Source organism: Mucilaginibacter sp. PAMB04274 (assembly GCF_039634385.2).
Taxonomy (GTDB): domain Bacteria; phylum Bacteroidota; class Bacteroidia; order Sphingobacteriales; family Sphingobacteriaceae; genus Mucilaginibacter.
Window position 1 is genome coordinate 4,611,059 of the sequence record NZ_CP155081.2, and the last position, 22,816, is coordinate 4,633,874.

General features: G+C 44.4%; 21 protein-coding genes. 3 read left to right on the top strand and 18 right to left on the bottom strand.

The window, feature by feature from the left end; genetic code table 11:
* Positions 1-107: 107 nt before the first annotated feature.
* Genes ABDD95_RS19565 through ABDD95_RS19580 form a run of 4 tightly spaced genes read right to left on the bottom strand, consistent with a single transcriptional unit; the run spans position 108 to position 2,402 of the window.
* Positions 108-344 (bottom strand): cytochrome b5 domain-containing protein, encoded by a 237-nt coding sequence (locus tag ABDD95_RS19565; RefSeq protein WP_345949040.1) that lies wholly within the window; start codon positions 342-344, stop codon positions 108-110.
* Entirely contained in the window at positions 341-1,027 is a 687-nt protein-coding gene (locus ABDD95_RS19570) for a lycopene cyclase domain-containing protein (RefSeq protein WP_345949041.1), read from the bottom strand. Before ABDD95_RS19570 ends, ABDD95_RS19565 begins: the two co-directional genes overlap by 4 nt.
* Positions 1,024-1,569: a hypothetical protein gene (locus tag ABDD95_RS19575; protein ID WP_345949042.1), complete on the bottom strand. Its 546-nt coding sequence runs from the start codon at positions 1,567-1,569 to the stop codon at positions 1,024-1,026. The genes ABDD95_RS19570 and ABDD95_RS19575 overlap by 4 nt, the downstream gene beginning before the upstream one ends.
* Positions 1,569-2,402: a phytoene/squalene synthase family protein gene (locus ABDD95_RS19580; protein WP_345949043.1), complete on the bottom strand. Its 834-nt coding sequence runs from the start codon at positions 2,400-2,402 to the stop codon at positions 1,569-1,571. Before ABDD95_RS19580 ends, ABDD95_RS19575 begins: the two co-directional genes overlap by 1 nt.
* A gap of 98 nt (positions 2,403-2,500) precedes the next feature.
* Here ABDD95_RS19580 and crtI point away from each other — a divergent pair, with 98 nt between their 5' ends.
* Positions 2,501-3,979 (top strand): phytoene desaturase family protein, encoded by a 1,479-nt coding sequence (gene crtI / locus ABDD95_RS19585; RefSeq protein ID WP_345949044.1) that lies wholly within the window; start codon positions 2,501-2,503, stop codon positions 3,977-3,979.
* A 180-nt stretch (positions 3,980-4,159) separates the two neighbouring features.
* Here crtI and ABDD95_RS19590 read toward each other — a convergent pair whose 3' ends face one another.
* The 9 genes from ABDD95_RS19590 to ABDD95_RS19630 form a co-directional block, all read right to left on the bottom strand.
* Positions 4,160-4,699, bottom strand: coding sequence for a sigma-70 family RNA polymerase sigma factor (locus ABDD95_RS19590; RefSeq protein WP_345949045.1), 540 nt, complete (start codon positions 4,697-4,699; stop codon positions 4,160-4,162).
* Between the two features lie 292 nt (positions 4,700-4,991).
* Positions 4,992-6,011: a UDP-N-acetylmuramate dehydrogenase gene (gene murB, locus ABDD95_RS19595; protein WP_345949046.1), complete on the bottom strand. Its 1,020-nt coding sequence runs from the start codon at positions 6,009-6,011 to the stop codon at positions 4,992-4,994.
* A gap of 335 nt (positions 6,012-6,346) precedes the next feature.
* A complete protein-coding gene (locus ABDD95_RS19600) occupies positions 6,347-6,787 on the bottom strand; it encodes a sterol desaturase family protein (protein WP_345949047.1) in 441 nt (146 codons plus the stop codon).
* A 207-nt stretch (positions 6,788-6,994) separates the two neighbouring features.
* Positions 6,995-8,398, bottom strand: coding sequence for a dihydrolipoyl dehydrogenase (gene lpdA, locus ABDD95_RS19605; RefSeq protein WP_345949048.1), 1,404 nt, complete (start codon positions 8,396-8,398; stop codon positions 6,995-6,997).
* Positions 8,399-8,540: 142 nt separating this feature from the next.
* On the bottom strand, positions 8,541-8,813 hold the full coding sequence (locus ABDD95_RS19610) for a UBP-type zinc finger domain-containing protein (protein ID WP_345949049.1): 273 nt from the start codon (positions 8,811-8,813) through the stop codon (positions 8,541-8,543).
* Positions 8,814-8,829: 16 nt separating this feature from the next.
* Entirely contained in the window at positions 8,830-9,867 is a 1,038-nt protein-coding gene (locus ABDD95_RS19615; protein ID WP_345949050.1) for a hypothetical protein, read from the bottom strand.
* 13 nt (positions 9,868-9,880) lie between these two features.
* Complete coding sequence (locus tag ABDD95_RS19620; RefSeq protein WP_345949051.1) at positions 9,881-11,596, bottom strand: glycosyltransferase family 39 protein; 1,716 nt, start codon at positions 11,594-11,596, stop codon at positions 9,881-9,883.
* Positions 11,597-11,818: 222 nt separating this feature from the next.
* Positions 11,819-13,477, bottom strand: a complete 1,659-nt coding sequence (locus ABDD95_RS19625) for a M1 family metallopeptidase (protein WP_345949052.1) — start codon at positions 13,475-13,477, stop codon at positions 11,819-11,821.
* 49 nt (positions 13,478-13,526) lie between these two features.
* On the bottom strand, positions 13,527-14,816 hold the full coding sequence (locus ABDD95_RS19630) for a DoxX family protein (protein WP_345949053.1): 1,290 nt from the start codon (positions 14,814-14,816) through the stop codon (positions 13,527-13,529).
* Between the two features lie 109 nt (positions 14,817-14,925).
* Between ABDD95_RS19630 and ABDD95_RS19635 the strand changes: the two genes are divergently transcribed.
* A complete protein-coding gene (locus ABDD95_RS19635) occupies positions 14,926-15,474 on the top strand; it encodes a pyridoxamine 5'-phosphate oxidase family protein (RefSeq protein ID WP_345949054.1) in 549 nt (182 codons plus the stop codon).
* Positions 15,475-15,769: 295 nt separating this feature from the next.
* Here the strand turns inward: ABDD95_RS19635 and ABDD95_RS19640 are convergent, their stop codons facing one another.
* Entirely contained in the window at positions 15,770-16,498 is a 729-nt protein-coding gene (locus ABDD95_RS19640) for a head GIN domain-containing protein (protein ID WP_345949055.1), read from the bottom strand.
* A gap of 175 nt (positions 16,499-16,673) precedes the next feature.
* Here ABDD95_RS19640 and lspA point away from each other — a divergent pair, with 175 nt between their 5' ends.
* Positions 16,674-17,189 (top strand): signal peptidase II, encoded by a 516-nt coding sequence (gene lspA, locus ABDD95_RS19645; protein ID WP_345949056.1) that lies wholly within the window; start codon positions 16,674-16,676, stop codon positions 17,187-17,189.
* A 30-nt stretch (positions 17,190-17,219) separates the two neighbouring features.
* On the opposite strand, the gene ABDD95_RS19650 is transcribed toward lspA, so the two are convergent.
* From ABDD95_RS19650 to ABDD95_RS19665, 4 genes are all read right to left on the bottom strand, one after another.
* The gene (locus ABDD95_RS19650) at positions 17,220-18,632 is read right to left on the bottom strand and encodes an alpha/beta hydrolase (RefSeq protein WP_345949057.1); all 1,413 of its coding nucleotides are present in this window, start codon (positions 18,630-18,632) and stop codon (positions 17,220-17,222) included.
* A gap of 101 nt (positions 18,633-18,733) precedes the next feature.
* Positions 18,734-20,233: an L-arabinose isomerase gene (gene araA / locus ABDD95_RS19655; protein ID WP_345949058.1), complete on the bottom strand. Its 1,500-nt coding sequence runs from the start codon at positions 20,231-20,233 to the stop codon at positions 18,734-18,736.
* Between the two features lie 107 nt (positions 20,234-20,340).
* Positions 20,341-21,039, bottom strand: a complete 699-nt coding sequence (locus tag ABDD95_RS19660; RefSeq protein ID WP_345949059.1) for an L-ribulose-5-phosphate 4-epimerase — start codon at positions 21,037-21,039, stop codon at positions 20,341-20,343.
* Positions 21,040-21,104: 65 nt separating this feature from the next.
* Positions 21,105-22,778: a ribulokinase gene (locus ABDD95_RS19665; protein WP_345949060.1), complete on the bottom strand. Its 1,674-nt coding sequence runs from the start codon at positions 22,776-22,778 to the stop codon at positions 21,105-21,107.
* Positions 22,779-22,816 lie beyond the last annotated feature (38 nt).

The window sequence follows — 22,816 nt, forward strand, 5'->3', positions numbered from 1 at the left end:
CGAGCGATAGTGAGAAAGCTTGCTAAGAGAAAACTTATTAAGCAAATAGACCTCTCTCACTATCTCTCGAAATGACATTTGGTTCTAATAACGTAAATCTTTTCCCTCTACTTCAACACACCTACTGCTGTAAAGCCCTCAAACACCTCATGGGTGTGCGGGGCTTCGGCCAGCTCTTCAGTTAAATCCTGCCCGGCCCAATGCTCGTAGTGCTTGCCGTTTAACCAAAGGCGGCTTTCGGTTACATCATAAATAATATTAAAATAAGCCACCCATATCTCGGGCTTATCCTGCCCGTTGCGCAGGGCTAATTGCGAGCGTGTGTATTGAGGTAAGCCGTTCATGCCTGTATCGCTTTTTGCTTGTTCCTAAAATATTCAAAGAAACCAATGTTCATTACCAGTAAGGCCATAGAGTAAAAGTGATCTTCAACCGGTATAGTACCTACTCGCTTGGCAATGTTCTCAGCATTGTTATATATAACGATAGGCACAGCCGTTAATACACCGTTTACAATGTAAAAAGGCAAAAGCGACACCACATAGGCCATGTAAAAACGATTTAGCCATTGTGCCTTAAAGCCATACTGCAGCACTAGCGTTAGTACCAGCAACAGGCCAAAGGTAACCAGCGTATACAACCTGTTATAGTAAGTAACTAACATAAGCAAGCTTAAAATAATGATGAGGTTGGATATCCATTCACTCACCCTTTGCGGCACCGACCAGGTAACGTAATAATTTAAACAGGCATATATAAAAATACATGAAAAAGGCACTGTTAAAAAGAACAATATCTCTTCTAGAGGCAGCTCAAAAAAGCGAATGCCGGTGATATATTCTGGGTTAAAAGACCAAACACCTTTAATGGTAAACAGCACATCCCAAAACAAAAACATCAGGCCGGTGATAGCCATGCCGGGCCATATAAATTTCCAGCTTTTATGGAAAGCCACCCGCTTATCAAACGATAGCAGTATAGGGAAGATGATGGTTAAAAAATTTATGAGGAGATAGGCGTATTTCACTTTAAAGCAGCTAACTGTTTATGCAGTATTTGATTCTGTTCGGCCGTACACCGTTTTGAATCAAGCAGGAACTTGATGATTGTAACGACCACTTCATGGTCTGCTGTGGCGTAGTGCTTACGCTCCAGCTGTTTAATCATTTCGTTCCTATCATCAGTAAGGTGCTTGCCATAACCCAAAAAACCAGGCACATTGTGTTCAATCGAAAAACGCATAAAGCGAATCTCCATATTATCGGGCTCGCGGCTTACAGCCTGCTGCAAGGTCTTTTCGGAGTCATTAAGGTGTTTTACCTTAAAATAGGGATTCCAGGCATGCTTGGCTTTCAGCGCCTGCACCACACCAAAATAACAGGTAAGTATGGGCGATTTATTAGTAGTTGCTGCCAGGCTGTTGTACAGCGAGTCGGTAAGGCTGCGTCTATCAAGCGCTACCAGTAATTGTTTGCGCAGCACTTTGGGTTCAGGTATGTCGGCTAGGGCTATCTGGATAATACCGCTTATGCAAATAAGCAGCGCAACAATAAAATACCTTACCTTCATTAAATTACTTTTAGCTTTTGATGCAAAACAGCCTTAAAATATAAAGCCACTTTGTGCGTATCAGATACCCGAATACGCTTTTGCATAATAACACTCGCCGGCGTGCGGCTTATTTTCTTAAACAGCTGCCGGTAGTAAATATAGGCAATATATACACCTAAACGCGTACCGTTGGGCAATAGTTTAATGCCTTGGAATGCATCATCAAAATCTTTGCGAATATCTACTTCAATATCAAGCTTATCCTGCTCGCTAAAACGGTTAAAATCAATAAACGGGAAATAAGTCCGGCCTCGTTCTTCATAATCAGCCCGTACATCCCGCAAAAAATTAATTTTTTGGAAAGCAGCGCCCAGGCTCCTGGCCATAGGCACCAACTTTTGATAAGTATCTTCGCTGCACTCGCAAAAAACGCGCAGACACATCAAGCCCACTACCTCGGCCGAACCGTAAATGTATTTATTGTAGCTATCGTGATCATAAGTGGTTTTATCAAGGTCCATTTCCATGGAGTCTAAAAAGGCCTCTATAAGATGACCCTCTATATTGTATTGATTAACCACTTGCTGAAAAGACTGTAATACCGGGTTCAAACTTATCTTTTGGCTGATGGCCGTAAAAGTTTCAGCCCTGAAACTGGCTATAAGTTTGGGCTTATCATAATCGTGAAATGTGTCTACAATCTCATCGGCATACCGCACAAAACCGTAGATAGCATATATGGGATAGCGAAAACGCTTATCAAAGGCCATTATACCCTTGCTAAAGGATGTACTGTACTTGGTGGTAATTATTTTACTGCATTCAAAGCAGGTTTCATCAAATAAATTCATCACTTAGTGCAAGTTTATACCAAATGTACACAAATTGGGCCAAACTTGTTTCGTGCCGGTACCAAACAAATTGCTTTATTTGTACTTGTAAACACGGCATGAACAAACAACAGGTTATTGTTATAGGTGCAGGCTTTGCCGGCCTGGCTGCAGCTACCGTACTGGCGAAAGAAGGGTACGCGGTTACCATACTCGAAAAAAACGACCAACCTGGGGGCCGTGCCCGCATTTGGCAGCAAGACGGCTTTACTTTCGACATGGGTCCAAGCTGGTATTGGATGCCTGATGTTTTTGAAAACTACTTTGCCCTGTTCCATAAACATCCGTCAGACTTTTACGAACTTACTAGGCTCGACCCCGGCTATCGTGTTTATTATGGCAAAGATGACGTGCTGGATGTACCGGCAAGTATGGATGCTTTGAAGAATGTATTTGAGCAAATAGAGCCCGGCAGTAGCAAATGCCTGCAAGAGTTTTTGGACCAGGCCGAATACAAGTACAGGGTTGGCATGGGCGAATATGTGTTCAAACCTTCGCATTCGATAACTGAATACTTTGATTTTAACCTGGTTAAAAAGAGCCTGGGCATACAGTTGCTTACCAGCATGAGCAAGCACGTGCGTAAGTACTTTAAAAACCCTAAGCTGGTTAAGCTGCTCGAATTTCCCGTACTGTTTTTAGGTGCTACGCCCCAAAATACCCCAGCTATGTACAGCATGATGAATTATGCCGACCTAGCTTTGGGTACCTGGTACCCGCAGGGCGGTATGCACGAGATAGTGAAAGCCATGGTAAAAGTGGCCGAGAGCTATGGCGTGGTTATTAAGTTAAATACAGAAGTTACCAAAATTGATATTACCGATGGCAGTGTTACCAGTTTGCAAACTACGCAAGGTATGCTTATGGCCAACTTTGTAATAGCCGGTGCCGATTATGAGCATGTAGACCAGCACTTGATAGATAATGACCATCAAAATTATACCGGTAAATACTGGGACAGCCGTACCATGTCGCCCTCAAGTTTGCTTTACTATGTAGGTGTTAACAAACGGGTAGATAATATACAGCACCATAACCTGTTTTTTGACGAGGACTTTGAGCTGCATGCAAAAGAAATATACAGTGAACCGCAATGGCCAAGCAAACCTTTGTTTTATGTATCGTGCACATCTAAAACCGACAGCACCGTGGCACCTGAAGGTTGTGAGAACCTGTTTTTTTTAATGCCTCTGGCGCCTGGCCTGCATGATGATGAAGCTTTGCGCGAAAAATACTTTAGCCTGATTCTGGATAGGTTCGAAGCTATAACCGGCCAAAGTATTCGTAACAATATCGTAGTAAAGCGCAGCTACGCTATGAATGATTTTAAGGCCGATTATCATTCTTTTAAAGGTAATGCCTACGGTTTGGCTAACACGCTTTTGCAAACCGCATTCCTAAAACCAGCTATGCGTGCTAAAAAGATTAAAAATATGCTGTATACCGGCCAACTGACAGTACCCGGTCCGGGTGTGCCGCCGGCATTAATTTCGGGTCAGGTAGCGGCTAAAGAGGCCATAAAGATGCTTAAAGGTTGAAGCGTGTTATTTACACAGTCAGATTTCCACCCTGCTATTTCGAGTCTTAACCGGTAAGGCTATTGGTTCGAAAAAATGCTCACTTTTTTGAGAGAACACTTATTGTAAATCAAAGCAAAAAAGGCCCGCTTGATTAAAGCGAGCCTTCGTTATCAGTTATATTGAGTTTAAATATACAGATTATTCTTCTTCAGCGTAGATTGGTTTTTTAACACCGTTATCATAAGCTTTCAGATTTTTCTTTAAAAGTTTACGAGCTACGTGGATGCGGGTTTTAACCGTACCTATTGGGATAGTTAAGTGGTCGGCAATTTCATGATATTTATGACCTTCGAAGTACATGGTAAAAGGCACATAATAATCTTCTGGTAACCGGTCTAAAGCGCGGCGTATATCATCCATCACGAATTTAGATTCGCCCTGGTTTTTAGTTGAACTGAATACTAAGTTAGCCGATGAGATTTCTTCTGACTTGGTTACAAAAGTGCTCATCTTTACAAAGCGGCGGTAGTTATTGATAAAAGTGTTTTTCATGATGGTATACAACCATCCTTTTAAGTTGGTGCCTTCTTTAAACTTATTGTAATAAGTTATAGCCTTCAACATTGTATCCTGAACAAGGTCGTTAGCATCGTCTGCGTCATGAGTGAAGTGCAGTGCGTATGAACGTAGTGAACTGGCTTGGCGCAGAACCATGGTGTTAAACTCAATCTTTGTCATTCTGTTATCTGTTAAAGTTTTGTACAGATACATTGGCAAACATGATACCGTTTTGGCTCGGTGCCAAATAACAAATTAGTTTACTAAGCTCATAAACCGCCGTATTTAAAAGAAAATGCGCTTTTTAAAAACAAAAACAAGAACATTAAATTTCTGTAACACAATTATTTAACATCAATTAAACAATTAGACTAAAATTTAATTATTAGTTACAAATCATTGTCTTCTTGTTTGAATACAATACTGTACGAATTGTTTAGATTTTCGGAATAATGGTACAGAAGTGTAAGGTTTACTGAATAATGTTCACTTCGCGCTCCAGCATTACACCAAACCTGGTATACACACTGTCTATGATTTGCGACGACAGATCATACACTTCTTTACCTGTAGCACCACCGTGGTTAACTAATACCAGGGCCTGATTCTTCCAGGTTCCGGTATGGCCAATGGCTTTGCCTTTCCAGCCACACTGCTCAATGAGCCAGCCGGCTGCCAGTTTCACAAAGCCTTCTCCTGCGGGGTAGTAGGAAACAGCCGGATGTTGTTCGTATAATTTTTGGAATTGTGCTGCCGGAATAACCGGATTTTTAAAGAAGCTTCCGGAATTGCCAATAGTAGACGGGTCGGGCAGTTTAGAAACCCGTATGGCCGATACCACCTGCGATACGTCTTTAATAGTTGGTTGTGTGATTCCACGGTTAGCCAGCTCCTGCTCAATGGCTCCATAGCTTATATTTAATTGAGGCGTGAGCGACAGCTTGAACTTTACCGAAGTGATGATATACTGCCCCCTGAGGGCCGATTTAAATACACTCTCGCGGTAACCAAATTGGCAGTCTTCTTTACCGAATGTCTTAAACTGCCCGGTCACAATCTCAAAGGCCCTACAGCTTTCAAATACATCCTTTAACTCCACCCCGTATGCACCAATATTTTGAATAGGCGATGCACCTACCGAGCCTGGTATTAAACTCAGGTTTTCCATGCCGGCAAAGCCACGCTCTACACAATACATTACCAGGTCGTTCCACACCTCGCCGGCACCAGTTTCTACAAAAACGGTATCACCTTCGGTTTGCTGGGTAATGCCTTGTATGTTCAGGCGAATAACAAGTCCGCTAAAATCGTTTACGAGCAACATATTGCTGCCGCCGCCCATCACAAGGCGTTCAACTGTAAGCCAACGGTTATCGCTAAATAATTCAACCAGATCCTGCTCGTGGTTAATTTCCACAAAATACCGGGCCAGGGCCTCAATACCAAAAGTGTTAAATTTTTTAAGCGAAACGTTTTCCTGAATGTGCAGCATAGTTTTGATATCGGATGTCGGAGGGCGAATTTCGGAATTTTATCTTGATTAGACCTCAATCATTGCATGATAAACAACCTCATAATCATATAGGTGATTTATTTAAATTTGTTAAATCAAGTACTAAATACCTTCTTTAATGCTATCTCTAAAACGAATCAATATTGTAGGTGAATGTATATTCATCCATTCAGCCAGTACTTTAGAAAGAAAAGTGAGCGGTCAGAAGGCATTATGAAGTTTCAGTCAACCGTTCCCAAAATCAAGGTCTATGAAAATGACCAACTTATAAGGCAATATACTATAGAGCCATTAAATAGAAACCCATCAACAACCTACCTTCTGAAATATTTCTTACTCGCCACCAGCAACCCAAATTCTTCCGAAGGACTTTTTCCCGTGGACTTGTGATGGATCTTATGCGCCCGGCGAATGCTGAGCAGGTATTTGTTGGAGGTTTTGAATGCTTTGAAGCGGTTGTGTATAAACCAGTCGTGGAAAACAAAATAGATCATCCCGTACACAGTAATCCCTACGCCTATCCAAAACCGGTAATCGAACGTCCGGTGCCCTTCCCACATCAGCCATAAAGATAAAGCTGCAAAGCCCATGCTAAATACATCGTTCAGCTCAAACCAGCCGTGCCGTTCCTGGTGGTGGGTTTTATGTATAAACCAAAGCGGCCCATGAAACAGGTATTTATGTATAAACCAGGATAAGGCTTCCATAGCGGCTATGGTTAAGAGGATGATGATTATGGAAAGAATAGTGGTCATGTATATCTGTCTTAGTAGAACGGAACATTTTGAGCTAAAAAAAGCTGTAACTGCTGATAGAATTGCTCACGAGGGTAACAATCTCCAAACACTAGCCTCTATCTCAATTCAACAAACACCCATCAACAAAAAAGGTTGCAGTACAAGCCTGCAACCTCTATATTATTAAAATTGGGGTCTAATAACTTAATCCCCGATAACTATTCACTAAATATGTATAGCCCGGTTTTCGGTAGCGGCTAAGCAGGCTTCGCGGATGGCTTCGGTGTAGGTTGGGTGCGCATGGCTCATGCGGGTTACATCCTCGGCACTGGCGCGGAACTCCATGGCTACTACGCCTTCGGCTATCATATCGGCCGCACGCGGACCAATCATGTGCATGCCCAGTATCTCGTCGGTAGCGGCATCGGCCAGTACTTTAACAAAACCATCAATATCCATACTGGCACGTGCCCGGCCGCTGGCTTTGAATGGGAATGAGCCTGATTTATATTTAACACCTTTTTCTTTCAGTTGCTCCTCGGTTTGGCCTACGCTTGCCACCTCGGGCCAAGTATAAACCACACCTGGTATCAGGTTGTAGTTGATGTGCGGTTTTTGGCCGGCAATAATTTCGGCTACAAATGTACCTTCATCCTCAGCCTTGTGGGCCAGCATAGCGCCGCGTATTACGTCGCCAATGGCATAAACGCCTTTTACAGAGGTTTCCAGATGCTCGTCGACCGCAATTTTACGACCGCGCTCTTCTACAGTTATACCAATATTTTCCAGGCCCAAGCTGTCGGTATAAGCCACACGGCCAACAGCTACCAGGCAGTAATCGCCTTTCAGCTCTTTCTTTTCGCCTTTAGGGGTATCAAAAGTTACGGTAACTTCTTCACCCTCTACCGATGCACCGGTAACTTTGTGGCCTAGGTAAAACTCCATACCCAGCTTTTGCAGGCTTTTTTGCAGTTCTTTACCCAGTTGCTTATCCATAGTTGGGATGATGGCATCCATGTATTCAACCACAGATACCTTGGCGCCTAAACGGGCATATACCGAGCCTAATTCCAAACCAATAACACCGCCGCCAATCAGCACCAGGTGCTTAGGTACTTCGGGCAGGTTTAAAGCCTCGGTTGAGGTGATGATGCGTTTTTTATCGATAGGTAAAAACGGCAGGCTTGATGGTTTTGAGCCGGTGGCTATAATTACATTTTTACCGGTAATGGTTTCTTCACTGCCGTCATCTTTCTTAATAACAATGGTATTTTTGTCTTTAAAAGAACCCATACCCTGGTAAGAGGTAATTTTATTCTTTTTGAACAGGAAGGAGATACCGCCGGTAGTTTGCGCAACTACTTCATTTTTGCGGTTTACCATCTGCCCAAAATCAACGCTTAAGTTATCCAGGTTAATACCGTGGGTTTTAAAAGTGTGCGCCGCATTGTGGTAGTGCTCACTCGAGTCGAGCAGGGCTTTTGACGGGATACAGCCTACGTTTAGGCAAGTACCGCCAAAAGTGCTGTACTTTTCAATACAGGCCGTTTTTAAACCCAGTTGGGCAGCACGTATGGCAGCCACATAACCACCCGGGCCCGAACCTATAACGATAACATCATATTGCATAACAGTAATGTATTTTGTTGTTGTTCAAAGGTAATATTACCCGCTATATTACGGGTAATTTTTTGGTAAAGATTAGCAGGAAGCGTTGTTTTAACATTTATTTCTGCCGCTTATTTTTCTATAGATCAGCAGTGCCTGCAGGCTAATACTCCACAAAGTCTTCATCTACATAACACCACAGCCACCATTCATGCTGCTCTGCCGATGATACCACCGGGTGCTGTGTTTGGTGAAAATGCTGCGTCATGTGCTTATTGGGCGATGAATCACAGCAAAGGGTTACGCCGCAGGTTTGGCAGGTACGCAAGTGCAGCCAGGTATCGCCTTGTTTAACGCATTCTTCGCAAACGTGCTTAGCTGCCACTTTAACCTCTTTTATTGCGGCCAGGTGTTCACAAACTTTGGGAGTTTCCATAGGTATATATACTTAGTTAGTTGTCATCCTTAAATCTGACCAGGTTTTTCCGCCCCAGGTCATAAACAATTCTAAAGGCTTCCTGATTATCATTTAAATGCGCCGGCGATTGGTGTAAACTCAGGATGAACTGACCTTTTACATGCTTAAATAAAAACGGCGTATAGATAATATCCAGGCGGTTATATATCTTCTTTTCATAAAAGGCATCGCCGTAGGTTACGTGATGACCATCACCTTTATAAAATTCATCAAACAAGGCAAAACGCCCAAAGCTGGCATAGGCACTGGCCACCAGGCCCAAAGGCTTTTTCCAGCCACCACCCTCGCCGGTACGCACCCGCTCCAGCGACATCATGCCGCCCACTTCAACAGAAAGCGAATCGAACATTGTGTGTTTGCCAAAGTTGTAGCCCAATCTTACCTGCGCCGCACCGTTATCGCGTATATGATCGTTTGGCACGGTAACAACCGCTCCGGCATCATGTAATAACATAAAGTAGTAAGAGGCATACAGCGGCCCTAACTGGTTAGGCAAATACTTGCCCGATGCACCAAACAGAAACTGCTCCCTATCGGTATTGGTTTGGCGGCTTACCCAATCAAGCCATAAAGTAATATTGCCATGCGCACCCTGATAGCGGGTTAACAACCCCTCTACGTTAGGACGATAGTACATCAGGGTATCATTAAGTATAGCGCGTGGATAGTTAGTAAGCAACCCCGCCCGCGGAAACATACCGGCATTGAACAACCATTTGCTGCTTTCAAATTTGTAATAGGCCACCGGATCCACTTTTAGGAAGTAAGGCTTGGCGCCAAACTCATGTATACCGTTTATACCCACTATAAAATGGTTAAGGCTATCCATGTTAAGGCCCAGATCCAGAGCTAAACGGGTGCCCGAGTAAGTGCGCGAGCGCTCGGTGTAGGCCTGGTATTCGCGGTTATCTAAAAAGCCGAGGCCGTTGAAATGAATATCTAAACTTTGCTGCGCCTGCGCAAGGCGGGCAAGCAGTAAGCAAAAGATAACGAGGTAAAACTTTTTATTCATTTAAGTGGATAAGTTATTGAACGGTAAAAGTAACAATACGGCTGTTACGCCCCCCTGGAAAAGGCGTGGTACGGATAGAAAAGATCAAATCATACTTTCCTTTGACATTAGGCGCCTTAACGGTGAGGGTATAGTTAGCCTTTTGATGTGAGGGGATGATTAACTGATTAAAGCTTGGATCAGCTCTTCTTAATATGGCCTGCTCTTCGCCCTCATAAAAACAGGCACGCAATACGGTGCTATCCTTTTGCCGAGTACCGCCAAAGTTTACTGTATAGCTATAAGGATTAACCAATTGCAGCTTAAAAGTTACCGCTTCCCCGGGCCTGGCGGTAACTTTGTAACGGTCAGACAGGATATCGATTTTTTGATACGTGCGCACATTGTTTACCCACTTGCCGTACCACATGCCAAGCTTGGTGTTTATACTATCTACTCCCGGTCCATGCAGCGGGTAGGTAACCAGGTAATAGGCTTTTTTATGCTGCAGGCTATCTTCAATGGGCCACAGCTCGTACTGTGTACGGCGGTAGTCAAATACATCATACGAAAAGCCTTTAAGGCTGCGGGTATAGTAATTGTATTTAGACGCCGGTTGGAAGCCTAAGGGCATAATCACATAATTATTTCCAGCTTTTTGTTTGATGTGAGCGGCCCATTCATCGTGGTAAAAATAATTTTTTACGGTGGGCAGGTTTTTCACGAATGGCACTCCGGCTATAAGCATCACTCTGAATAGTACAATGATGGCAGCATTAATAAACGCCAGGCGGTACGCCCATACCGGCTGTACAATAGTTTGTTTAAGCCTGATGAGTACCAGCAGCAGTAAAGGCACAAAGCCAATAAGCGTCCAGTGGGGTTGGACGTTGCCTTTAGCGGTATTGAGCCAAAAGAAGATAAACATACCTGCCGCATTAAATACCAGGCAGCGTATAAAAGCATCTTTAACTTTTACCCGCGAGCTGTAATAGAACAACAGCCATCCCACCAGCGGACCAGCCATCAGTAACTGCGCCGGGATATATTGTAAGGTGCGCGAAAATTCATACACCGCCGACGAACGCTCGAACAGGTGATAGTTAACTGATGGATAACCATGATTAACCTGCCATAATATATGCGGCAAATACAGCAATACAGTTAGCACAGGTATCACCCAAAACGTTAACCGTTTTAACACTTTTAAGTTGGCCAGCAGCGTAAAAAACAGCAATAAAACGCCATGATACTTGCTATACAGTAACAGGGCTATAACCACACCCAGCAGCAGTGCCAGCGGCCAGCTGTCTTTCTCTAAGTATTGTTGGTATACGTAGTAAAATAAAACGCTGAATAAAAGCAAAGGCGCATCGGGAGTGGTGGTAAAGCCGTAAATATTAAAGGCAAACACACCGCAAAATAAAATCACAAACCACCGTGCATCGGCCCGGTAGCGGCGGGCTATTAACCACAATAAGTAAGCTGACAAACTGCTGCTGATAACGGTCATTAACCGCAAGCCTAGTTCGTTTGGTATGAGGGCATCCCCCATCCGGATAAACAAGGCCACCATAGGCGGATGATCATAATAGCCCCAATCCAGAAAGCGGGAATACATCCAGTAGTAAGCCTCGTCGGAGTGAATGCCCAGCGTGGCAGCCTGCAGCAGGTTAAGCACCGTCCACCCCAGTATAAAATACGTAATGTATTTAGCAGAAGTATTTTTACTGAGGGTAGTATTAAACATGCTTTAAACCAATAATCAGGGCAAATGTAGGCATTTAGGAATTAGCCCTCTAAATCTGCCCTTATGGAAGATTCCAAATCAAGCCGTCATTTCGAACATGGCAAGAAACCTGTTCTAAGCGATAAGCCAGTCAATTCGAAAAGATCTCTCACTACGTTCAAGATGACAGGGATTTTACTGATACCGTAATTAAAGCCCTCCCGGGAGGGTTGGGAGGGGCTGCTACTTCATCCTTATATAAAACTCATGCGTATCCACCTCCAGGTTATCCTGGGTTAAGCCAGGCATATTTACAGGTGCATACTCGGTATTTAATTTAACCAGATAATACTCGCCTCCTTTTTTACGCAGCTTAACGGGCATGGTAAAGCCTTTTACGTCGGCCGTCCACTTGGCGTATACTTTGTTATTCTCGTATTTTAAATTTAGTTCGGGAATGTTAGTATAGCGCAAGTACTGGTCAAAAATGGGCGTAAAATTTTGCCCGGCTTGCTGGCTAATATAGTTAACAATTTGCTCGGTGGTAACCGTTTGGTGATAGAACGTTTTGTTCAACCCGCGCAAAATATTGCGCCATTTGGCATCATCACTGATAATAGCACGCACCGTACCCAGCAAGTTAGCGCCTTTGGGATACATATCGCCCGAGCCCTCTTTATTCACATTGTACGGCCCAATAACGGGTTCATCGTTTTGTATGATTTTGCGAAGACCCTCTATATACTCCAAACCGGCCTGCTTACCGTAATAGGTTTCAATAAATAACGACTCGGAGTAATTGGTAAAGCTTTCGTGTATCCACATATCGGCAATGTCTTTGGAGGTGATATTGTTGCCAAACCACTCATGCCCGCTTTCGTGCACGATGATAAAATCCCAGGTTAAGCCACGGCCAGTGCCCGACAAATCGCGCCCCAGATAACCGTTGCGAAACTTATTGCCATAGGCTACGGCGCTTTGGTGCTCCATACCCAGATGAGGGGTTTCTACCAGCTTGTACCCATCCTCGTACCAGGGGTAAGGGCCAAACCAGTTCTCAAAAGCTTTTAGCATAGGTTTTACATCACGGCCAAACTGCTTTTTGGCCAGTTCCAGGTGATAAGGCAGCACCCAGTAATCCAGCGTTAGTTTTCCTTTCTCGCCGTTATAAACATCGTCAAAGTGGGTATAATCGCCTATGTTGGCGGTAACATCATAATTATTAATAGGATTAGCCACAAACCAGTCGAACCGGGTGTAGCTACCGGGCAGTTCTGTAGTTTTACGCAACCGGCCGTTCGATACATCTTTTAACCCCTTTGGCACACTGACACTGATAAGCATACTGTCCACCTCATCAGACTGATGATCTTTAGTGGGCCACCAAATACTGGCACCGGCTCCCTGGCAGGCCGTGGCTACCCAAGGCTTACCCGTAGAATCGCGCGTGAACACCACGCCGCCATCCCAGGGCGCTCGCTTGGCTACCGTAGGCTTACCCGAGTAGTACACAGTAAACTCATCTTTGCTGCCTTTGGCAACAGGCTTGGGGAAAGTTACAAAAACGGCATTTTCCTCGCGGGTAAAGGGCAGTTCTTGGGTGCCGTATATTATCTTATCAACCTTTAAGTTGGCATACAAATCAAATTGCAGTTTGGTAAAAGCCTGTGTTGATGTGAACTTAAACTGTGTGCTGCCGCTAATGTACTGCTGATCTATATCGAATTTCACATCAAGGTGATAGTAATTAATATCGTAACAGGTGCGCAACGGCGTAAGCATACCGCGTAAAGTATCGGCCCGGGTATAGGCAGGCTTCTTTTGCAGCAGCTGTGCCGAGGCTGTTAATGATATAAAAGCTGAGGTTAGCGTCAGCAAAAATATTTTGATTGATGTATTCATTTTAAAGAAGAAGTGCCGTTGGTAGGCCGCTGATGCAAATAAACAAAACTTACCGGTTAAACGGATACTCATTTATCCAATGGAAGCCACGGTTCATGAGCAGAAAGTCTTTCGATTCTATTTTGCGCATGGTAACTTCTATGTTATTATTATATAACTTTCCCTTTAGCAAGAGCAAACCGGGCTTTACGGCCGTGTAATACAATACTTGCCGTTGATTCTGATCCTGCTCATAAAACCCAAGCGACTTAACGGTGGTATCGGTAAGAAGTTTGTATGTTTCAACACTATCGTTCATGAGATAGATTTGTGCGTTACCGAAGGCGCTGATATTTAACCTGCGCCAGCGGATAGCCTCAGTAAGCACCGGCGCCAGAGTATCGCCGTCGGTCACAAAAGTTTCGACATTATACAGGCCGCTTAGGGGCGGCTTGGGCGCATCGTCTCCGTAAAGTTTAAAGCCTTGTATACAGTTCTCTACCGTACTTGCAGTTACATAAGCAATAAGCAGGTATTTGAGGCTTATCAGCGTAATATTCATCCATCGCTTTGTAAAACGTTTAGGACTTAAGTTAGCGGGCTGCGCTACCCGGTTTAAAAAAAAGAAGTTGATAAAGCGGGCAAAGTCTTTTGATAGCAGGTACAGGCATATTACCACCATCATGGTCGACAGGATTTTCACCGGCACATCAAAGCAATAATTAATAGCCATGATATTAGCCGATACCACCAGCGCTATTACGGCACCAAGCAACGCCGTTTTGCGGAACAGCAATAGCAAACCGCAGCTTAACTCGGCAAAGCCGGTAAAATAATTATAGCCTTTGGAGTATCCCATAAACGTCCAAGCCAAGCCCATTGGTGATGAACTGCCGTAGGTTTGCAGCAAGCGCGCCGGCCCGGGTGTTGGAAATTGCAGCTTAATTACCTTTACCGCCCCGTAAGAGACCATGGTAATGCCTAAATAAAACCGTAGTATAACGTTTAACCAATAATACAGCTTATCGTAATTACAGGCCTGCCTATTTACGGCCGACCATACCGTGGCCCCCACTAAAGCTACTGTTACACAAAATAGAAGTACCAGGTAATCATAAGTGGTATCGCCGCTGCCATTGGTAAAGGTGGTTATGGGTTCTGGCAAATGAAAAATATGGGTACCGGCCCAAACCACCAGGCCGTGCATGGGCTGTATGTAATAGTTATAAAAAATCTCCAGAAATGGTACCGCCCCGTTAGGATTAAAAAAGATAAAAAGGATGAAAAACAGGATGGCAAAGCGGAATGCCCATTTTTGGCCCGTAGGCCATGGTGTACTCAAGGTTTGTGCAGGTTGCATGGGTAAGGTTTATTAATAAAAGCGGTTGATTGAATATAGTAATAACATCATGAAAATGAAATTATTATATAATGCATACCTTTGCCGTTCCTGAACATATCAACACACCATGGGAAAATTTTTTGACCGTATACAACCCCAGCACCGGGAGTTTATTGAAAAACAAAAAATGTATTTTGTAGCCAGTGCTCCATTGAGCGCCGAAGGCCATGTTAATGTATCGCCAAAGGGACTGGATAGCTTTCGTGTGCTGAACGAAACACAGGCTGCCTACCTTGATATAACCGGCAGCGGCAACGAAACATCGGCACATATATTAGAAAATGGACGCATTACCTTAATGTTTTGCTCCTTTGAGGGGCCACCGCTTATTTTGCGCTTATACGGCAAAGGGCGCGCCGTGCTGCCCAGCCATGCCGAATGGGAAGAATTAGCCGCCTTGTTTGATAATCTACCGCTATCTACCCGGCAAATCATCGTTATTGATGTGCATAAAGTACAAACCTCATGCGGTTTTAGCGTACCCTTTTTTGAGTACACCGGCGAGCGAGACCTTTCGTACCGATGGGCCGAGAAAAAAGGCGAGGAGGGCCTGACCGAATACCGCCAGGAGAAGAACAGGGTAAGCTTAGACGGATTGCCTACCGCATTATTTTAACCGAACATACTAAACACCAAAAGCACATCATAAGAATGTGCTTTTGGTGTTTTTCAATTACTGCAATGAGCCTGCAGTCAAATAAAACGGAGTACAGATAGGCTGTTTCAGCTACTTTTGGCGGAACACTTTGCCCCCTAAAAAAGCCTAATCCATTTACTTTTTGGCATTTAACAGTGGTTACCTTACTGACATAAATCCGTCAATAAACTTTTGTAAAATTCATGATCGGCGTGTTTTATAAGAGGCTCGCGCCAGATGGAACATCCGTAATGCAAGGATCTTGGTTAATTTTTTAATATCTGCTGATATCGCCGCTACCGGTTTTAGATGTTGAGATTTGCTTAGCGCCGCCGGTATAACGGATGTCGCCGCTACCGGTTACTGCCGCATCTACTTTTTGACTGGCGTTAACAACTGCATCGCCCGAGCCTACTACCTTTACAATAGAATTGGTAGTAAGCAAGCCTTTAGCTGTAAAATCACCCGAGCCTGAAACTTTTGAGGTGGAAGTTTCGGCACGACCAATAACCGTAATATCGCCCGAGCCCACTATACTGCTGGTTAGGTTTGTTACCTCTACTTTACCCGTAATATCGCCCGAACCGCTTAAACTTAAAGCTAATGACTGGGCCCGAATACCGTCCTTAAAAAACACATCACCAGAACCCGAAAGACTGATGGCGTTCAGATTTTTAGCTGTAACGTGTACTACACGCTTTTTATCGCCCCAGTTCCAGTTAAAGCCTTGGTTTTTGGTATAGATTTTCAATACCCCGCCTTTTACTTCGGTGATGATATTATTTATTACGTCGTCATCAGCCTCCACTTTAACCGACTCGCTGCCACCCTGCGTAATATAAACATCAAACGAACCGGCCACACTCACAGCTGAAAAGCCCGACAAATGACGATCCTGTGTTTCTATACCATATATGTTGTTTACCGGTAATGGTTTGGCAAAAGTTTGACCAGCACCGGTAGTGAGTGCAGCAATTATTATTGTTTGGGCTATCAGTTTCATGGTGTTTTAGAGTTCAGTTATGAATTAGACGCTGGTTATTGAAGATTGGTTACAAGAAAAAATAATTATTTGCATAACGGCAGGCTCAATCATCCTTAATTTTTACTCCTATCGCTTTAAGAAAGACTATTTTAAGCATTCCTGCGTTACCCTAATTCAATCAACCCGCACACACATGAAAGCCAAATTTAAAATCATCACTTTCTGCCTCCTCTCCTCTTCATTCATCAGTTGCGATCAGGTCACTAAAAAGCTGGCTAAGGATAATTTGATGTATCAAGGACCCACATCTTACTTGAATGACTTGTTCAGGCTGGAGTATGCGGAAAACACAGGTGCTGCATTAAGTTTGGGAGCCGATTTACCCCAGCCTTTCAACTTTATATTACTAAGCATAATCCCGCTCGTATTTATGCTGGCTGTGCTAGCTTATGTGATTATAAAAATGAAAGATTTTAGTCTTTTAAGATTAACAGCTTTTGCATTGGTGTTTGCCGGCGGCATTGGTAATTTAATTGATCGCATATTCAGAGACCGCCATGTAACCGACTTTATGAATTTGGGCATACACCATATCCGCACCGGCATCTTCAACGTTGCCGACGTTTGTATTACGGCTGGCGTAATTGTATTATTTATATCTTATAACAAAGAGCAGCAATTAGATGCAAAGGGTACACGGCTTACCTAAAAACTGGAGAGCAATTTGCCTTCAGATGCATTATTGCATTGCTTTTATCCAATCAGACACTTTTTGTAACACAAGTGGGTTTACCGTTTCTTCTGTTTTTCCATACTCGTCGGTAGAGCCGGTCTTTACTTTTTGAAAAAAATGATTCATTTGCGGCATGGGTACTTCCTGATGATGGGTGTTGCCTGCTTTTTGTAAACTGCTGCGAATACTCGCCAAGTTGGCCTCACTGTTTACCTGCATATCCAGCGTACCGTTAAGGGCTAACACCGGGCACTTTACTTTTGTTAAATATTGAATGGGATCCATACCCAAAAAGTACCTGAACCAAGGCGTAGTTACCGTCTTAATACTGGCATCAATAATATCCTGTAATTTTGCTTTACCTAAGGCGTTTGACGGATACTTTTTCCATTCCTCATTTAAAACAGCAGCAAGTTTTACTTCCAGTTCCTTCTTTGGCAAATTTGAATTACTCTTAACCGCATTATATAACCTCTCGTTAGTAGCTGCATTCATCTTTGCCATTTTTTCGGAAGCTCCGGCCTGGCGGGTAAGGTCTGCCGTTTGCTGAGCCATTAACTCGGTAATAGGAACACCCGGACCGGCAAGCAATACTATAAACTTCACTACCTCATTACGGCTTGCAACCATAGGGGCAATTAAACCACCCTCACTATGCCCTACCAGACCAATTTTTACGCCCGCCATATCCGGTCTTGATTGCAGGTAGGTAACGGCTGCCTCAGCATCATCGGCAAAATCGGCACTGGTAGCAGTTTGGAAATTACCTGTAGATTCGGCAACGCCGCGGTCATCATACCGCAACACGGCTATGCCCTGGCGGGTGAGCCAGTCGCTCCAAACCAGAAACGGCCGGTGGTTATATTGTGTTATTTCTTCATTGCGGTTTTGCGGGCCCGACCCGCTAATCAGCACTACAACTTTCGATATGTTACCATCAGGGGGCAGGGTTAAGGTACCAGCCAGTTTAGCACCGGCCTTAGGGCTCTCGAAAGCAACCTGCTCTTGTTTGTAAGGAAAATCTTTAGGGTCTTGCATACGTGCAGGAAGCGCAGTTACCGCAGCCTGTTGCTTATTTGCTAAAACAAGCGGAAGCTGCATGCCCCCTTGGCTAAAGGTGCCGTTTATTTTACTGCTATCGGCCAGGTAAGCGCCTGTATACTTAATACCATATTGCGCCGCATCAATAACAAGTTGATTATTCAAAAACGTGGTGCTACCTGTTTGCAGCCCCTTTGCTCCCTGGTTAGGACTGTCCATTGTACTCGCATAAGTTTCGCCAGCTCTTACAATATGAAATACCAACGGAATTCCTGTATCACCAACTTTCAAAGTTCCGTACCAATCTCCAACTATACCCTGGGCAAAGCAATAACTAAAAAATGAAACCAGTAAGCAAGTAAGAAGCGCTCTTTTCATAATCGGGCTTATGTTATTAATATCTATCTGCGTTACAATATACAAAAAAAGCCACTGTGCAATTAGGCGCAGTGGCTTTTCTTAGGAGTATAAGTTTTGGCTTATTTAACCATTTTGTAATAAGCATCATTCCAGGCAATTTCTTTCTGGAACTCGCGCAGTTTGGTTTCTTTACCAATGAGCAAGTACTCAATGCCCGCCATTTCGGCAAAGGCGTGCAGGTGCTCATCAGTTAAATTTTGGCTGTAGCAGGTATGGTGCGCACCACCGGCATATATCCAGGCTGCACAACCAGCTTTCATATCCGGGTATGGTTTCCACAATACACGGGCTACCGGCAGTTTAGGCAGGTCATGCTCAGGCTCAACAGCTTCAACTTCGTTCACTATCATGCGGAAACGGTTACCCATATCTACAATAGAAGCATTCAGCGCAGCACCACCGGCCACGTTAAATACTAAACGCACAGGGTCGGCCTTGCCGCCAATACCTAAGGGGTGTACTTCAACTTTGGGTTTACCTGTAGCAATAGCAGGGTCAACCTCCAGCATGTGCGAGCCCAATACCATAGAATTATTACCGTCAAAATGGTAGGTATAATCTTCCATAAAGGCGTTACCACCTGGCAAACCAGCACCCATTACTTTCATAGCGCGTACCAGGGCCGCAGTTTTCCAGTCACCTTCACCGGCAAAACCGTAGCCTTCTGCCATCAGGCGCTGCGCACCGATACCGGGTAGCTGTACCATGCCGTGCAAATCTTCGAAAGTATCACTGAAACCTTTAAAGCCACCTTGTTTTAAAAACGTACGCAAGCCTACTTCAATTTTAGCGGCCTCCACTAAACTTTGGTATTGATTGCCGCCTTTTTGCAATTCAGGCGCTACGTCGTACAGATCATGGTACTCAGCAATCTGCTGATCAATCAGCGAGTAGTCCAGTGCGTTGATAACCTGCACCAGATCGCCGATACCATAAGTATTTACTGAGAAGCCAAATTGTAATTCTGCCTCTACTTTATCGCCGTCGGTAACGGCTACGTAGCGCATATTATCGCCAAAGCGGGCAAATTTAGCACCTTGCCAATCATGCCATCCAGCTGCAGCACGTGCCCAAACAGCAATCTGCTCGGCTACTTCCTGCTCTTGCCAATGGCCTACAACCACCTTGCGGCGCAAACGCATACGCGACATCATGAAACCAAACTCGCGGTCGCCGTGGGCACTCTGGTTCAGGTTCATAAAATCCATATCAATGCTCGACCATGGAATTTGACTATTGTATTGAGTATGCAAGTGCAATACCGGCTTTTTGAGGATGCTCAATCCACGAATCCACATTTTAGCGGGCGAAAACGTATGCATCCAGGTAATTAAACCAATACAGTTAGTGGTTACGTTAGCTTCCTGTATCAGGTTATAAATCTCGTCTGATGATTTTACAGTGGGTTTAAACACCACTTTGACCGGCACTTGTGGCGTAGCGTCCAAACCACGGGCAATTTCTTGCGAATGTTCGGCAACCTGCTTTAGCGTATCCTCGCCATACAAATCCTGGCTACCGGTAACAAACCATACTTCTAATTCTTTTAAGTTTATCATGAGCTGTTTTTTGAGGCCTGAGACACTGCTGTAAAAGGCCAGATGTTTTTATTGGTATTTATAATTATATTTAGCACAGGCTACCGGCAACTGGCATTTGGTTACTATCAACTTTGTCCATAATACGAATCCGGCCCATGCTTGCGCTCGTAATGCTTGCGGATAAGAGCATCTTTTAAACGTGGTGCCTGCGGATTTATTTGCTCGGTTAGCAACGCCATTTTGGCAATAGCCTCCAAAACTGCGCTGTTATGTACTGCTTTAGCGGCCGTTTTACCCCAGCTGAAGGGTGCATGGTTACCCACTAGCACCATCTCCACTTCTTTATAATCCAGCCCTTTTTCACGAAATACATCCATGATCTGGTAACCGGTTTGGTATTCGTAATCGCCTTTAATGTACTCGTCTATCATAGGCGGCGCGCAAGGGATATCTACCGTATTATAATCGGCATGGGTGGTTCCAAAAATTGGAATATCTCGTTGCGATTGTGCCCAGGCCGTACCGTAAGTAGAGTGCGTATGACATACGCCGCCAATCTCAGGCCAGTTTTTGTACAATACCGCATGTGTTTTGGTATCTGACGATGGCCTTAAAGTGCCCTGAACGGTATTGCCGTCAAAGTCAACAATTACCATTTTATCGGGTGTAAGGTCCTCATAAGGCACACCACTTGGTTTAATCGCAAACACGCCCTGGCTGTGGTCGGCTGCGCTAACGTTGCCAAAAGTAAAGATCACCAAGCCCAGTTTGGGCAGCTCCATATTAGCTTCGTAAGCGGCTTGTTGTATGTGTTGATAACTCATTTTTATTTTTGGATATCAATTTTCGTTTTTAGATTCGTTTAGTCAACTGTATTGACAGAACTGATTTAAACTAACTTTTCAGTAAACGCTCCTAAAGCTAAATATTGCTGGTAACGTTTGTCGTAAAATTCTGTATTAGCAGCTTCTGGTTGGTATTCCACGTCAAAGCCTCCGCCCATGGCGGCCATGGCTTCTTCAACCTTAGGGTATATACCGGCTACGGTAGCAGCAAACATGGCTGCGCCTAAAGCACAGGTATGCTCAAACTGGTGTATGCGGATCGGCATCTGTAATACATCGGCCATCATTTGCATAATATAAGGCGATTTTTTTGCCACACCTCCTATGCCAATAATAGCTTCAACGGGCACACCCTCGCTCCTGAAACGCTCCACAATATTACGGGCGCCGAAGCAGGTCGCTTCAGCCAGTGCGCGGAACACACGCGGAGCATCGCTGCCCAAGCCCAAACCGGTTATAGTTCCCTTGAGCAACTGGTTAGCGTCGGGCGTACGGCGGCCATTAAACCAATCGATGGCCAGTTCGGCTTTTTCATCGAGCGGTAAGGCTGCGGCTTGTTTGCTAAGTTCAGGTATAATTTTGCCTATCATTTCCTCTTTTAAGGCTTCGGCAGTTTGCGTATCAATCACAGTGGAATTGCTCAAAAGACTTTCGAGCGGCCAGGCCACCAGATTTTTAAACCAGGCATAAGTATCGCCAAAAGCCGACTGACCTGCTTCCAAACCAGCCATGCCAGGTATAACCGAGCCGTCAACCTGTCCGCAAATGCCCTTAACCAATTTGCCTTCCATATCGCGGTTAGGAGCCACTAAAATGTCGCAGGTTGATGTACCCATTACCTTGCTCAGGTGATAAGGCTCAATTTGACCGCCTACAGCACCCATATGTGCATCAAAAGCACCTACGCCTATAACTACATCAGTGGAAAGGCCTAAGCGACCAGCCCACTCAGCACTTAGGTTGCCTGCAGATACATCAGACGTATAAGTGTCTTTATACAGACGTTCGGTAAATCCTTTCAATAGCGGATCGAGCGATGAAAAGAATTCATCGGGTGGCAAGCCACCAAACTCCTCGGCCCATAAAGCTTTATGCCCGGCTGAACAGCGGCCTCGCATTATCTTATCAGCTTCCGTTCCACCGGTTAGCAGAAAAGGTATCCAGTCGCAATGTTCCACCCATGAATAGGTAGCTTCGCGCACACGTTCATCAACCCGCAAAACATGCAGCAACTTAGCCCAAAACCACTCCGATGAATAAATACCACCAACATACTGCAGGTAATTCGTATCAAACTTTGTGGCATGTGCATTAATTTCGGCCGCTTCCTGTACCGAGGTATGGTCTTTCCAAAGCACAAACATGGCGTTTGGCTCTTGCTCAAACTCCGGCAATAGTGCCAGTGGCACACCTTGTTTGTTTACTGCTACAGGAGTTGAACCTGTGGTATCAACAGCAATAGCTTTTACGTGGGCAGCCACTTCGGGGCCTGCTTTAGCAATACAATTTTTAATGGTTTGTTCCAGCCCTTCTATATAATCGAGCGGATGCTGGCGAAACTGGTTTTTTGCAGCGTTACAATACAGCTGTTTTTGCCAGCGTGGGTAATAAAATACAGAGGTGGCTAGTTCTTTGCCGTCGGCAGCGTTTACGATTACCGAGCGTACAGAGTCAGAACCGTAATCAACACCGATTACATATTGAGGTCTATCAGTCATGGTTAGCTATTAATTGTTATTTTGACAGTTAATAGAAC